Below are 14,613 nucleotides of genomic sequence, written 5' to 3'. Positions count from 1 at the left end.
GGGCGATTCATGGCGAAATGCGGGCGGCTTGGCGTGGCGGGCGACGATCAAAAAAATCCCCTCGCAAGCGAGGGGAAAGGGACCACCATGTCGGACGGAACGGGCTTACAGCGGTTGCCAATCGGGATCGGTTTCCTCCTGGCCCGCAGCCGGCGCGATTCCTTTCGCGCCGGCTCGGCGGGCGCTTTCCACGGCAAACGGGTTGTAGCGGAGTGCAGCGGCTGGGTGACGGAACATGACGACCTCCTCAGAAGATGCCGGTGAGCAGACCGAGCAACAGGGCGCCCAGCGCGAGGCTGATGCGCAGCGGTTCGAAGCTGCGCAGTTCGGCGTTCGGATCTTGCTGGCTGGATTCGGGTTTCATGGCTGACCTCGCAGTCGGGAAGGTTCGGTTCCATCAAAGCGCTGACTGCGGTGCCGGGAGCGGCGCAGGCGGGGCGATTTGCCGCTGGCTTGTGGCGAAACGCTGGCAGCGAGTCCGGACGGCTTGCGCGGACGCGTCGCGCATAGCACGCTGCAACCATCCATCAGGGAGTACGCCATGGGCCGCAGCATTGCCATCGTCGAAGACGAGCCGTTGATCCGCGCCAACTACGTCGAGGCGCTGAACCGCTTCGGTTACGACGCGCGCGGCTACGGTTCGCGCCAGGAGGCCTCCAGCGCGTTTGCGATGAAACTGCCCGAGCTGGTGATCATCGACATCGGGCTGGGCGACGAACCCGAGGGTGGCTTCGACCTGTGCCGCGAGCTGCGCGCCAAGTCGGCGACCTTGCCGTTGATCTTCCTCACCGCGCGCGATTCGGATTTCGACGTGATCTCCGGCCTGCGCCTGGGCGCCGACGACTACCTGAGCAAGGACACCAGCCTGCACCAGCTGGCCGCGCGCATCGCCGCGCTGTTCCGCCGGATCGAGTCGCTGAAGGCGCCCGCGTCCAGCGAGACGGTGATCGAGCACGGCCCGCTGAAGCTGGAATCCGAACGCATGCGGATCACCTGGAACGGCGAGGAAATTCCGCTCACCGTCACCGAGTTCTGGATGGTGCACACGCTGGTGCGTTTCCCCGGCCACGTGAAGAATCGCGACCAGCTGATGCGCGAGGCGGAGCTGGTCGTGGACGATGCCACCATCACCTCGCACATCAAGCGCATCCGCAAGAAGTTCATCGCGGTCGCGCCGGAGTTCGACGCGATCGAGACGGTGCACGGCGTGGGCTACCGGTGGAAGCCGTGACGGTGCGGGCGATCTGGCTGGTCGCGCTGCTTGCCGTGGCGGCCTCGGCGCAGGCCTCACTTCCAGACAACCTGCTGGCCCACGGCGCCCGCGACGGCAAGGCGCCGGCGTGCGCGATTGCGGTGGACACGCCGGCCGGCTGGACGCGCGATTGCTGCACCTATGCGCGGGCGATCGGGGTGAATGCGGTGCTGTACCAGGGCGAGTGGACCGGCAAGCCGCAGCGCGTGATGGTGCTCAACGTATGGCCGAGCAAGTTGTCCGACCTGGCCGCCGAACTGCAGGCGGATCGCAAGCGCTATCTCGAGCTCGACCCGGCCGGCAAGGCGTCGAGTTTCGCCGTGCGTCACCCCGACATGTCATGCGAAGCCAGTGTCTACGAAGGCAGCGATCACGTTGACGACGTGCTGGTGTTCTGCGATCCGGGCGCGGCCAGCGGCATCCGGCTGAGCTGGTCGATGAGCTTTGATGACAACGATCCGTCACGCCGCGCGCTGCTGGATGCATTCATGCGGGTGGTGGTGGCGTCGCACTATGTGCGCCATGTGGCGCCGCCAGCCCATGCCGGTTGATCCGCCACCGGAGATGGCTGCATGACCCTGCGCCAGAAGCTGCTGCTGGTGGCGCTGTGCACCCTGGCGTTGCCGATTGCGGGCTGGTTCAACGTGCGGCAGATGGAAGCCTTGCTGCGCAACGGCCAGGCGCAGGCGCTGCAGGCTTCGGCACAGGTGGTGGCACGCAGCCTGGTGGTGACGCATGCCTTGCCATCGACCGATGGCCCGAGCTGGTATGTGCAGCAGGCGCCGGGGCCGATCACCGTCGATGGCTATGGCGACGACTGGGCCCCGCTGACGCCGTGGAGCCAGCCGTTTCCGCACCGCGGCCAATTGCTGCTGGCCCAGGACGATGACGGTCTCTACCTGTACGCGCGGGTGGCCAACACGCGGCGCACCCGAGCCGATACCGAGGACGCGAACGCGCTGCTGGCCGATCACCTGATTCTCACCCTCGGCAATGCCGCCGGCCAGCGCCGCTACCTGCTGGCCAGTGCGGCGCCGGGGCCGCTCAACGCCTTGCCGCTGGATCCGGCGGTGAACGGTCTGCCGGATCAGCTTGCCGCGAGCTGGCAGGAGGATGGCAGCGGCTACCAGGTCGAGTTGCTTCTGCCGCGTGGCTCGGACTTGCGCATGCTTGGCATCAGCGCATACGACGCCAGCAGCGGGGGCGATCGGTTGGCCTCGGAAGTGCGCCCGTTGCAGCGCTATTCCGCCGCGCTTTCACGGGAACTGGCGCAGCTGGTACCGGCACGGGTTCAGGCACGCGTGCTGTCGCCATCGGGCTGGTTGCTGGCGCGCAGCGGCAAGCTCGATCGTGGTTCCGGCGCGGACGACCAGCCGGGTTGGTTCGCTTCGCTGGTGTATCGCTCGCTGCTGGCGACCCGGCTGCAAGATGCCAACCTGTGGTCACAGGATGTGCCGCGGCTCGACACGGCGGAAGTCGAACAGGCGCGCGCCGGCAAGGTGGTCAGCGAGTGGCGCCATGGCGAGGAGCGCGGCAGCGTGGTGCTGGCCGCCACCGTACCCATCGAACAGGCAGGCAAGGTCGAGGGCGTGTTGCTGCTGGAGCAGGCCAGTCGCAGCGTTCCGCTGCTGGCCAACCGCGCGTTGTTCGGCTTGCTGTTGACCAGCTTTGGCGTATTGCTGGTGGCCGGCGGCATCCTGCTGGCATTTGCCACCCGGCTCAGTTTGCGCCTGGCGCGCCTGCGCAATGCGGCCGAGCGTGCCCAGCTCAATGACGGACGTCTGGACGGCCAATTGGCATCGGGCCGCTTTCCGATGATCGACGCGCCCGACGAGATCGGCGATCTCGCGCGCAGCTTCGAGAAATTGTTCGTGGCGGTCGGCGGCTATACCGATTACCTGCGCACGTTGGCGTCCAAGCTGTCGCACGAACTCAATACGCCCTTGGCGATCGTGAAGTCGTCGCTGGACAATCTCGAGCACGCGCTGCAGGAACGTGACGCGCTTCCGGAGCAGGCCGTGCCCTACCTGGCGCGTGCCCGCGATGGCGTGGCGCGACTGGGCACGCTGGTGCGCGCGATGAGCGAGTCGAGCCGGATGGAGCGTTCGATCGAAGCGGCCGAGCCCGAAGATGTCGATCTGCGCGATGTGGTGCGTGGTTGCGCCGACGGCTATCGCCCGCTGATCGGCACGCGCAGTCTGGAATGCCGCTTGCCGGAGTCGCCGCTGCCGCTGCACGGCGCGCCTGAACTGATCGCGCAGGCGCTGGACAAGCTGCTGGACAACGCCTTGTCGTTCACGCCCGAGCATGGCTGGCTGCGCCTGGACCTGCGTGCACTCGACGGCGGCGCCGAGATCGAGCTGGCCAACCAGGGGCCGCTGCTGCCCGAGGCGATGCAGGGGCGCCTGTTCGACTCGCTGGTCAGCCTGCGCGACAAGTCCACGCCAGGCGATGCGCCCCATCTGGGACTGGGTCTGTACGTGGCGCGACTGGTCGCCGAGCGTCACGGCGGCAGCGTCAGCGCTCGCAACCTCGATGACGGCAGCGGCGTGGCGTTCCGGCTGATCCTGCACGGCATGCCGCGCCAGCGGCTGGGCGGATGACGCAGGCGACGCAAGCCGCCGGGGGCCGGACCCGGGAGCGCCCGGCGCCATTCGCGCGCCGGCCGGTAGCTCAAGAAGTGGCGGCGGCTGCCGTTACCTCTCTACATCACGACATTTCTCACATGGAGTGCCCGCCATGCATGCCCCGGATCTCAGCAGACAGCCCTACCGGCGTCCGCCAATGAGTCGCGCCACCGACCCGCAGCGCATGAACTGGCTGTGGCGACTGGTGTGCGAGGTGGCTGAGCTGGGTCCCGCGGACGTGGTCGAGGCGCTGCATGCATCGCAGGTGCCGGTCGACCAGACGCGCGCCCGCAGCTGGTTCGTCAGCGATCGCGACGACAGTTTCTTCCCGATATCGATCGCCGAAGTCGAGCGCAATCTGCGCGCGGTTCTGCTGTTGCGCCAGGCCGTGCGCGAGAACGACAAGCTGGCGGCTGCCGACCAGGCCAGCATGGGATCTGGCTCGCCCGCACTTGCCGCCGCCGGGGATACCGGTGTCGTGGACGGTGCGCTCGACGTTCCGGCCGACGCTGTCGATGAATCCGATGAGAGCCTCGCCCCTGCGGCCACAGATGCGGCCTGAGCTGCAGGTGCAGCGCGGCCCATGCGGTTGAGGCGGTTTTTCACGCGAGCCGCGGCCAGCCTCCGCCCAAACTGACCGGTTCCAACCGATCCGGGGTGCGCCCGTGTGCGGCGTTGCCGCGTGTGAACGCGATCCTGCCAGCGCTCAGTGCGCCGGCGTTGTCGGCCCGCTGACCGAAGCTGCCGCGACCGGTGCCGACGGGGCCGGCATGATGGTGGCAGCTCTTGCCGGCAGTGCACCGGTGCCTGACTTCGCCGAAGTCCCCGTGCTGGCAGCCGGCGCGGGTGCCGGGGAGGCGGCGGGTGGGGTGGTCGTGGTGGCAGCCGGTGCCGGACTCGAGCCTTCGCTCGCCGGAGCAGCCGAGCTGGCTGCCGTTGCGGGTGTCGAGGCTGCCGCTGCAACCGAGGCGGATGACGCAGGCGTCGTGGTCGAGGCATCGCCAGCCACTGTCTTGGCAGGTGGCGTTGCTGGCGCGGGCTGGGCGCGAGGCTGGATGGTTCGAACCGCAGGGGGCGGCACGTCGGTCCGCGTGTCTGCCATCCAGTAGCGATAGGCCCATACCGCCAAGGCTATCAGCACCAGCAGCAACACGAGTCGGCCGGTGCGCGAGCGTCGGGGTGCCGGGCCGCCCACGTCGGCGCCTTCGGAGGGCGTGGAATCGGAAGCTTCGGGCGCGTCCGCGGCGAGTACTTCCTGCCCCAGGTTGACGAGTTCGTCATCGCTTGCGGCCGTCGGCTCCTGTGGATCGGACACCGTGGCGTCGACGTCGTCGGAAGGTTCGACCGTGGACGTTGATTCGGTCGTTGGCGGACCGGGCAGTGGCGGCGGCACGGCACGAGGCGGCTCGGTGATGTCGTCGGCTGCGGCGTCTGCCGGCGTGATCTCGTCGGGCTGATCCGCGGCATCGGCGGGCGGTGCGGCCGCATCCGTCTCGTCGTCCGCGCCGGCAACGGGTTCCTCGGTCCAGGGTGCAGGGGTGTCGGCGGTGACGTCTGCGGGCGGCGCGAAGGGCAGGTCGCCGACCAGCTCGTCGTCTGCCGAGGTCGATGACGACGCTTCGTCAATGGCGTTGAAATCCATCTCCGGCGCGGCCGTCTCGGCCTCGCTTGGTGTCGACGACCAATCCTGCCATTCGGTGCTGCCGTGCAGCCGATACGATTCGCCTGGCAGGATGAAGTCGCCCAGGGATGATTGCGGCAGTGGCCCGCAGCTTGTTCCTGCACGCGCGATGTAGGCCAGTTGCGTATCGTCGGGCAGGACGCGCGCATCGACATGCAGGGCGTGCATGAGCTGCGCGATGCGGTCGGCGGTGTCCCGGTCCAGATGCTGGCGCACGATTCGCGGCAGTGCGGCCACGACCCGCCGCTCGAACTCCGCCGGGTCGAGCTTCAGCGCGGCGGCCACCGGCTGCCACGCGGCGGCATCGCCCGACGTTTCGGCCTGCAGGCCGCACACTACGACGCAGTACTGATCCACAAGTTGTCCCCTGTTGCCTGATCGCCGAGAGTAGACCGCCATTGGCGGTGTATCAAGCGCGCGCCGCATCGCTACTCCGCGCTTCGCCTACAATGGCCGCTCTTTGCTTCGGCCATCCGGAACTCCCACGTGATCTCCCGAGACGAATTCGACGCGCTGGTTGCCCAGGGGCATACCCGCATTCCGCTGGTGCGCGAGGTGTTTTCCGACCTCGACACGCCGTTGTCGGTGTACCTGAAACTGGCCGATGGCCCGTACACCTTCCTGTTCGAATCCGTCGAGGGCGGCGCCACCTGGGGACGCTATTCCATCATCGGCCTGCCGGCGAAACGGGTGTACCGGCTGCGCGGCCACGAGCTGGAGGTGGAGGATGCCGGCGAGGTCACCGAGCGGCGCCATCTTGACGATCCGCTGGGCGAGATCGAGAAGCTGCGCGCGCGATACGACGTGCCGCGGCTGCCCGAGCTGCCCGCCTTCAGCGGCGGTCTGGTCGGCTATTTCGGATTCGAGACGATCGGCTACATCGAACCGCGACTGGCGCAGTGGGATCGCGCCGACGAGCTGGGCACGCCGGACGTGCTGCTGATGCTGGCCGAGGAGGTCGCGGTATTCGACAACCTCAAGGGCCGGCTGTACCTGATCGTGCATGCCGATCCCGCGCAGCCGCAGGCTTACGCCGAGGCGCAGCGCCGGCTCGACGCGCTGGTCTACCGCCTGCGTCAGGGCGGCGCCTCGTATCCGCAGCTGGCCCAGTCGGTGGCGCTGGACGAGAGCGATTTCACCTCGTCCTTCACCAGGGAAGAATTCGAGGCGATGGTCGAGAAGGCCAAGGAATACATTCGTGCCGGCGACATTTTCCAGGTGGTGCCATCGCAGCGACTGAGCGTGGCGTTCCATGCGCGCCCGGTGGATGTGTATCGCGCGTTGCGTGCGCTGAACCCGTCGCCGTACATGTACTTCGTCGATCTCGGCGATACCCAGATCGTGGGTTCCTCGCCCGAGATCCTGGCGCGACTGAAGGACGGCAAGGTGCTGGTGCGTCCGCTCGCCGGCACGCGCAAGCGTGGCGCCACCGAAGCGGAAGACCTGGCGCTGGAAGCCGAGTTGCTGGCCGATCCGAAGGAGCGCGCCGAGCACGTGATGCTGATCGACCTGGGCCGCAACGACATCGGCCGGATCAGCGAGAACGGCAGCGTGGAAGTCAGCGAGTCCTTCGCGATCGAGCGCTACTCGCACGTGATGCACATCGTCTCGCAGGTGCAAGGCACGGCCAGGCCGGGCCTGAGTTACATGGACGTGCTCAAGGCCACGTTCCCGGCCGGCACGCTTTCGGGCGCACCCAAGATCCGCGCGCTGGAAATCATCCAGGAACTGGAGCCGTACAAGCGCAACATCTACGCCGGCGCGATCGGCTGGATCGGCTGGTGGGGCGACGCCGACACCGCCATCGCCATCCGCACCGCCGTGATCCAGCACGGCCGCCTGCACGTGCAGGCCGGCGCCGGCATCGTCTACGACTCCGACCCGGCCGCCGAGTGGGAAGAGACGATGAACAAGGGGCGTGCCTTGTTCCGCGCGGTGGCGCAGGCGGCGAAGGGACTGTAGGTCTCCGACGGGTCGTCCACGTCTGTAGGAGCGCACCGAAGTGCGCGAACGGCGGGCGCAGCCCGCCTCGTACAAACAGCAGAGCAATCGCGCACTTCGGTGCGCTCCTACAAGCAAGCGGAATGCGTGACGCCTGCGCACAAACGTAATTTCTTGCAGGGTTTCGCTGCGCTTTGTTACGTTATATCGTTGCGTTCCTGATTTTCGTCAAGACGCATTCACATGAACAATCCGTGGCCCGAGTGCTTGCTGGCGTCGTCGACATGACGGCGGCGATGATCGGGCGAGGGTTGATCAAGTGGTGTGCGCAGCGTCGGTCGGTGCGCCAGTTCTCCGTGATCGTCGCGGCGCTGGTGATTGCCGGTTGCGCCGTGGGTCCGGACTTCAAGCGGCCGGCCGCGCCCGATGTCAGCAACTACACCGCGCATCCGGCAACCAGCACGGCGGCCACGCCGCATATCGACGGCGGAGCATCCCAGCGTTTCACGCATGACGGTGACATTCCCGCCGACTGGTGGACGCTGTTCCATTCACCGGCGCTGGATGCGCTGATCAGGCAGTCGCTGGCGCACAACCCCGATCTGAAAGCGGCGCAAGCGGCGCTGGCGGTGGCGCGCGAAAACACCAAGGCCGGGCGCGGCGCTTACTACCCCGGTGTCTCCGCCGGCTTCTCCGCCAGCCGCGAACAGGACCCGCCCGGCGCGCTGGCGCCGGTGCCCAGCAACAACGCGTTTCTGTACAACCTGTTCACCCCGCAGGTCAGCGTGTCGTATGTGCCCGATGTGTTCGGGCTCAATCGGCGCAACGTGGAATCGCTCAAGGCGCAGCAGGACGCGGTGCGTTTCCAGATGATCGCCACCCGCATCACGCTCAGCTCCAACGTGGTGGTGGCGGCAGTGCAGCAGGCGTCGCTGCGTGCGCAGGTCGCCGCGACCCGCGAGCTGATCGCTGCCAGCAGCAAGATGGTGGAATTGCTGCGTTACCAGTCGGACAAGGGCTACGCCGGCAAGCTCGAGCTCGCCGCGCAGGAGTCGCAGCTGGCCCAGTTGCAGGCCACCCTGCCGCCACTGCTGACCCAGCTGGATCAGCAGAACAACCTGCTGGCCGTGCTGGCCGGACGGCTGCCGAGCGAGGCGCCGGCGCAAACCTTCGATCTCGCCAGTCTGCACCTGCCCGAGCAGTTGCCATTGAGCCTGCCTTCCAGGCTGGTGGCGCAGCGCCCCGACGTGCGCCAGGCCGAAGCGAACATGCATGCGGCCAGCGCACAGATCGGTGTCGCCATCGCGAACCGATTGCCGAATATTTCCTTGAGCGCGAATGCCGGCAGCACCGCGCTGGCGATCAAGCAGCTGTTCAAGGCCGGCACTGGCTTCTGGAGTCTCGGCGCGGATCTGGCCGCACCCATTTTCCAGGGTGGCAGCCTGCTGCATCAGGAGCGCGCGGCCAAGGCCGCTTACCTGCAGTCGGCCGAGGAATATCGCGGCACCGTGCTGACCGCGTTCCAGAACGTGGCCGACACGCTGGCCGCGCTGCAGCACGATGCCGAAGGCCTGCAGGCCGCGGCCAAGGCCGCCGATGCAGCCAGGCTCACCCTGGATCTGTCGCAACGCCAGTACAAGGCCGGCTACGCCAGTTACCTCACGCTGCTGAGCGCGGAGCAGGGCTACCAGCAAGCGCGCATCGCGCTGGTGCAGGCGCAGGCCAGTCGCTACGTCGACACGGCGGCCCTGTTCCAGGCACTTGGCGGTGGCTGGTGGCATGACGCCAAGGCCGACGCCGGAACCGCCTCCACCCACGCCGCTGCCAACCGGGATAGCGATGAAAAGTAGATCACCCTCCGTGCTGCCGTCGAAGCGGTGCGCTCACGCCGCCTTGCTGCCCGCCCTTGCGCTGGCGGCAGCGGTCGTCCTGGCCGGATGCTCGTCGAACGCCGATACCCAGGCCGCTGCCGCCGCTGCCGCCGACACGCCGCACAACGTGACGCTGACCTCGGCACAGCGCCAGCACATTCATCTGCTCACCGTCACCCGCAGCAGCTTTCATCGCAGCATCGAGACCCGTGGCGTGGTGGATTTCGACCATGATCGCGCGACCCAGGTGCTGGCGCCGTTCTCCGGTCCGGTGATCGAGGTGCTGGTGAGCCAGGGCGACAAGGTCAAGGCGGGGCAGCCGCTGGCGCGGGTGGATTCGCCCGACTTTGCCGCCGCCGCCGCGGCCTATCGCAAGGCGCTCGCCGCGGCGCATGCTGCCGACCAGGTGGCCGCCACCGATCGCGACCTGTTCGCGCACCAGGCGATCTCGCAGCGTGAACATGCGCAGGCACAATCCGATGCGATCGGCGCCGATGCCGATCGCGACGCCGCGTTGCAGGCGTTGCTCGCCCTGCATGTTGACCAGAAGACCATCGCGGCGATCCGCGACGGCAAACCCGTGGCGCACGGTCAGGGCGTGATCCGCGCGCCGATCGCCGGCACCGTGGTCGAGAAATCGATCGCGCCGGGGCAACTGCTGGCGGCGGACACGACGCCGTGCTTCACCATCGCCGATACCTCGAAGATGTGGGTCATGGCGCAGTTGTTCGACGACGACCTCACCGCGGTGAAGGACGGCGACGAGGCCACCGTCGATGCCGGTGCGGATGGGGTGGAGATTCGCGGCAAGGTGACCAATGTCGGCGCCGTGGTCGACCCCGACACGCGTTCGGTCGGCGCACGGGTGCTGGTCGACAATCCCGAAGGTGTCTTGAAGCGGCAAATGTATGTGCGTGTGCGCATCCGGTCGAACGAGGCTCACGAGGGATTGCTGGTACCGGTGACGGCGGTGTTGCGCGACGACGAGAATCTGCCGTTCGTCTACGTGGCCGCGGCTGACGGTGGTTATGCGCAGCGTACGGTGACGCTGGGTGAGCGCGTGGATGACCGCTTCGTCATCACCAAGGGGCTCCACGCCGGCGACAAGGCCGTGGTGGACGGCGCCATCTTCCTGCACTTCATCCAGACCCAATGAGCGCGCCAACTCCCCCCGAAGAGATGCAGCCGCGCCAGGCATCACTGATCAACCGCATCGTCGCGTTCGCCCTGCAGCAACGCATGTTGATGATCCTGCTGGCGCTGGGCCTGGCTGCGGCCGGCGTGTGGGCCTACAACACGCTGCCGATGGATGCGTACCCGAACCTGTCGCCGCCGATGGTGGACATCGTGGCGCAGTGGCCGGGGCATTCGGCCGAGGAGGTGGAACGGCTGATCACCGTGCCGATGGAGCTCGGCATGAACGCCATCCCCGGCCTGGTCACCAAACGCTCCGTGTCGCTGTATGGCCTGTCCGACGTCACCCTCACCTTCGCCGACGGTACCGACCCTTACTTTGCGCGACAGCGTGTCTACAACCGGCTGCCCGGCATCGGCTTGCCCGACGGAGTGTCGCCCTCGATCGGGCCGATGTCGCCGCCGTCCGGGTTGGTCTATCGCTACGTGCTGCAGAGTACCGATCGGTCGGCGATGGAGCTGAAGACGCTGAACGATTGGGTCGTCGCACCGCAGTATCGCTCGGTGCCCGGCGTGGCCGACGACTCGGGCTTCGGTGGCGGCACCATGCAATACCAGGTGTTGCTGGATCCCGTGAAAATCGCCGCGCTGGGCATGTCGGTGGCGCAGATCGAGGATGCGCTCGCCGCCAACAACAGCAATGCCGGCGGCGGTTTCTACTCGCAAGGCGGGCAGTTCTTCTACGTGCGGGGGCTGGGACGACTGGAAACCGTGCAGGACATCGGCGACGTGGTGCTGGCGGTGCACGACGGCACGCCGATCCTGGTCAAGAACGTGGGCAGTGTGCAGATCGGCATCGCGCCGCGGCAGGGCGAGTTCGGCTACATGAACCAGGATGACGCCGTCGAAGGCGTGGTGCTGGCGCTGACCGGTTCCAAGACCGAGAACGTGCTGCAGCGGGTCCAGGCCAAGACGAAGGAACTCAACAGCGAAATCCTGCCGCGGGATGTCAAAGTCCACGCCTACTATGACCTCACCAGCCTGATCGGCCAGACCAAGGCCGTGGTGATGCACAACCTGCTGCTGGGCATGGTGTTGGTGATCGCGGTGCTGATCTTCTTCCTGTACGACGTGCGCGCCGGCCTGATCGTGGCTGTGACGATTCCGCTGGCGCTGTTGTTTGCATTCGTGTGCCTGGACTTGAAGGGAGCCTCGGCCAACCTGCTGTCGATCGGCGCGGTGGACTTCGGCATCCTGGTCGATGGCGCGATCTTCATGGTCGAGAACATCTTCCGTGAGCTGGCCGCGCGGCAGGGTACCGAGTTCAACATCAGGGAAGTGATCCAGAGCGCGGCCTCGGAAGTCGACCGCCCGCTGGTCTATGCCGTGGCGGTGATCGTCGCCAGCTTCCTGCCGATCTACGTACTCACCGGACCCTCCGGCACGCTGTTCAAGCCGATGGCCGACACCATGATCTTCGCCCTGGTCGGCTCGCTGCTGGTGACCCTGACCCTGCTGCCGGTGCTGTGCGCGCTGCTCATGCGTCGCGGCGTTCGCGAACGGCGCAACGCGATCTACGAGAAGTTCAAGGACTGGTACGTGCGCGGACTGGAGCGGCTGCAGGCCCATGCCTGGCGCGTGACCGGCGCCTCGCTGGTGCTGCTGGTGGTCGCCCTGGTGATGATGCGCGGCATCGGCGCCGAGTTCATGCCGCATCTGGATGAAGGTTCGTTGTGGGTGCGCGCGACCATGCCGTACACCATCTCGTTCAAGGAGGCCTCGAAGATCTCGCCGCAGATCCGGCAAATCCTGCGCTCGTTCCCCGAGGTCACCACGGTCGGCTCCGAGCTTGGCCGTCCGGATGACGGCAGCGACTCCACCGGCTTCTTCAACGACGAGTTCTTCGTCGGCCTCAAGCCGTACTCCCAGTGGGACGGCAAATATCGCAGCAAGCAGGATCTGATCGAGGCGATCGACAAGAAGCTGCAGGTATTCCCGGGCATCCAGTTCAACTACACCCAGCCCGCCGAGGATGCGGTGGACGAGGCCGAGACCGGCCTGAAGAGTGCGCTGGCGGTCAAGATCTACGGACCCGACCTGCACGTGCTGCAGGCCAAGGGCAAGGCGATCAAGAAGGCGATGGCGAAGGTGCAGGGGATCACCGACCTGACCCTGGTGCATGAGCTGGGGCAGCCGAATCTCTCGATCAAGATCGACCGCCACAAGATCGCGCGTTACGGCCTCAACGTCGACGACATCAACAAGCTGATCGAGTCGGCCATTGGTGGTGGCGTGGCTACCCAGGTGACCCAGGGCGAGAAGCAGTTCGACCTGGTGGTGCGATTGCAGCCGCAGTACCGCGACAACCCGCAGCAGATCGGCGACATCCCGGTGGCTACTCCCGGCGGCCAGCAGATTCCGCTGAAGGAGCTGGCCGACATCAGTGTCGCCAATGGCGCGTCCTTCATCTATCGCGAAAATGGTTCGCGCTACATCGGCGTACAGTTCTCGGTGACCGGTCGCGACCTGGCCGGTGCGGTGAATGACGCGATCAAGCAGGTGGCAGAGAAGGTGAAACTGCCGCGCGGCTATCGGCTGGAATGGGGTGGCGAATACAAGGAGTACACCACCTCGCGCGCACAGATGAACGTGATCCTGCCGCTGACCTTGCTGCTGATCTTCGGCCTGCTGTTCGTGCTCTACGGCAACTTCAAGTTTCCGTTCATCACCGTGGTCGGCGTGCTGCTTTCCGCACCGTTCGGCGCGATCGTGGCGATGTGGCTCACCGGCACGCCGTTCTCGGTTTCGTCGGCGATCGGTTTCATCGTGCTGTTCGGCGTGTCGGTGCTGACCGGGGTGGTCTACATCTCCTGCGTCAACGAACTGCGCCTGGGCGGCATGGACATCGGCAAGGCCGTGCACGAAGCGGCGATCCTGCGGCTGCGCCCGATCACGATGACCGCACTGGTCGCCGCGCTGGGCCTGCTGCCGGCCGCCGTGGCCAGTGGCGTCGGTACCGATTCGCAACGCCCGTTCGCGTTGGTGATCGTGGCCGGCATGCTGTCGCGGCTGTTGATCGGCATGTTCCTGATGCCGGCGTTGTATGCGTTGGTGGCGCGGCCGGCGGATCGGTTGCAGGTGTAACGCCTGTCGACGGATGCGGGCGCTGGCGGGCAGAGCCCGCCCTACGGCCACGCTGCAGCAAGGTTTGGCGGGCCGCGTAGAAATGGCGGGCATAGCCCGCCCTACGGCGATGCTTCAGCAAGGTTTGGCGGTTCGCGTAGGGCGGGCTCTGCCCGCCGCTTCTGGTTGGCCTGCGCCCATGGATCAATCGCCGCTGCCACCCAGCTCGATCTGCTGCACGAGGTTCCACAGGATGCGTGAGTCCTGCGGGTCGAGCTCGGTCCCGCCGATGCCGCGGAAATGATTGTGGAAGGCTTGCACGGCGGCGGCGCGATCATCGAGCTGATAGCCGATCACCGCCAGCGCCATCCACGGATCGAAGCCTGCGGGCGGATCGACCAGCACGCCGTGCGGCCAGCGGCCGAAACCCGCGGCGGCCAGTTGCTGCCACGGGAACAGCGGGCCCGGGTCGTTCTTGCGCGTGGGCGCCAGATCCTGGTGACCGATGATTTGCGTGCGCGGAATTTGCAGGCGCTCGGTGAGGTTAGCGAGCAGTCGCAGCAGGCTGTCGATCTGGGCTTGCGCGAACGGGCTGTGGCCGTCGTTGTCCAGCTCGATGCCGATCGAGGCGGAGTTGAGATCGGTGATCGTGCCCCAGCGGCCGCCGCCCGCGTGCCATGCGCGCAGCTGGTCGGACACCAGCTGATAGATATGCCCGTCGTTGCCGATCAGATAGTGCGCGCTGACCGGCCCGCCACTGTTGGCGGTGCGCAGGGTATGCAGGCTTTGCTTGACCGAGTTCTCGTCGGTGAAGTGCAGCACGATCAGCACCGGGCGGCGAACGTCATGGTTGGGCGAGGGCACCCAGGTCGCCAGCGGATTGCGCGGCGCGTGGGCGCAGGCGGCGAGCAGGGCAAACAGAAGCATGATGCTCGCGCGGCGCAGCAGGGCCCGGCCCGACCACACGCGCATGCTCGCGATCAT

At 66.9% G+C, this 14,613-nt stretch carries 11 protein-coding genes; 8 read left to right on the top strand and 3 right to left on the bottom strand.

From position 1 onward, the window contains the following. Positions 1-105: 105 nt before the first annotated feature. Positions 106-237, bottom strand: coding sequence for a hypothetical protein (locus AC0L58_RS13720; RefSeq protein ID WP_473684308.1), 132 nt, complete (start codon positions 235-237; stop codon positions 106-108). Between the two features lie 304 nt (positions 238-541). Between AC0L58_RS13720 and pdsR the strand changes: the two genes are divergently transcribed. The 4 genes from pdsR (at position 542) to AC0L58_RS13700 (ending at position 4,441) form a co-directional block, all read left to right on the top strand. Further along, complete coding sequence (gene pdsR / locus AC0L58_RS13715) at positions 542-1,231, top strand: proteobacterial dedicated sortase system response regulator (RefSeq protein ID WP_473684306.1); 690 nt, start codon at positions 542-544, stop codon at positions 1,229-1,231. A 2-nt stretch (positions 1,232-1,233) separates the two neighbouring features. Further along, positions 1,234-1,803 (top strand): hypothetical protein, encoded by a 570-nt coding sequence (locus AC0L58_RS13710; protein ID WP_473688743.1) that lies wholly within the window; start codon positions 1,234-1,236, stop codon positions 1,801-1,803. 21 nt (positions 1,804-1,824) lie between these two features. Continuing rightward, complete coding sequence (locus AC0L58_RS13705; protein ID WP_473684305.1) at positions 1,825-3,855, top strand: ATP-binding protein; 2,031 nt, start codon at positions 1,825-1,827, stop codon at positions 3,853-3,855. 136 nt (positions 3,856-3,991) lie between these two features. Then, positions 3,992-4,441 carry a hypothetical protein gene (locus AC0L58_RS13700; RefSeq protein ID WP_473684303.1) on the top strand — a complete coding sequence of 150 codons (450 nt, stop codon included), beginning with the start codon at positions 3,992-3,994 and terminating at the stop codon, positions 4,439-4,441. A 144-nt stretch (positions 4,442-4,585) separates the two neighbouring features. Here the strand turns inward: AC0L58_RS13700 and AC0L58_RS13695 are convergent, their stop codons facing one another. Continuing rightward, entirely contained in the window at positions 4,586-5,917 is a 1,332-nt protein-coding gene (locus AC0L58_RS13695) for a hypothetical protein (protein WP_473684301.1), read from the bottom strand. A gap of 129 nt (positions 5,918-6,046) precedes the next feature. Between AC0L58_RS13695 and trpE the strand changes: the two genes are divergently transcribed. From trpE to AC0L58_RS13675, 4 genes are all read left to right on the top strand, one after another. Further along, positions 6,047-7,522 carry an anthranilate synthase component I gene (trpE, locus tag AC0L58_RS13690; protein ID WP_473684299.1) on the top strand — a complete coding sequence of 492 codons (1,476 nt, stop codon included), beginning with the start codon at positions 6,047-6,049 and terminating at the stop codon, positions 7,520-7,522. Between the two features lie 233 nt (positions 7,523-7,755). Then, the gene (locus AC0L58_RS13685; protein ID WP_473684295.1) at positions 7,756-9,351 is read left to right on the top strand and encodes an efflux transporter outer membrane subunit; all 1,596 of its coding nucleotides are present in this window, start codon (positions 7,756-7,758) and stop codon (positions 9,349-9,351) included. Continuing rightward, positions 9,281-10,528: an efflux RND transporter periplasmic adaptor subunit gene (locus AC0L58_RS13680; RefSeq protein WP_473684293.1), complete on the top strand. Its 1,248-nt coding sequence runs from the start codon at positions 9,281-9,283 to the stop codon at positions 10,526-10,528. Before AC0L58_RS13685 ends, AC0L58_RS13680 begins: the two co-directional genes overlap by 71 nt. Then, positions 10,525-13,650: an efflux RND transporter permease subunit gene (locus AC0L58_RS13675; RefSeq protein ID WP_473684291.1), complete on the top strand. Its 3,126-nt coding sequence runs from the start codon at positions 10,525-10,527 to the stop codon at positions 13,648-13,650. The genes AC0L58_RS13680 and AC0L58_RS13675 overlap by 4 nt, the downstream gene beginning before the upstream one ends. Positions 13,651-13,833: 183 nt before the next feature. On the opposite strand, the gene AC0L58_RS13670 is transcribed toward AC0L58_RS13675, so the two are convergent. Further along, a complete protein-coding gene (locus AC0L58_RS13670; RefSeq protein WP_473688741.1) occupies positions 13,834-14,601 on the bottom strand; it encodes an N-acetylmuramoyl-L-alanine amidase in 768 nt (255 codons plus the stop codon). Positions 14,602-14,613 lie beyond the last annotated feature (12 nt).

Source organism: Rhodanobacter sp. G2-10 (genome assembly GCF_055809185.1).
This window is presented reverse-complemented; position numbering and strand designations above follow the sequence as displayed.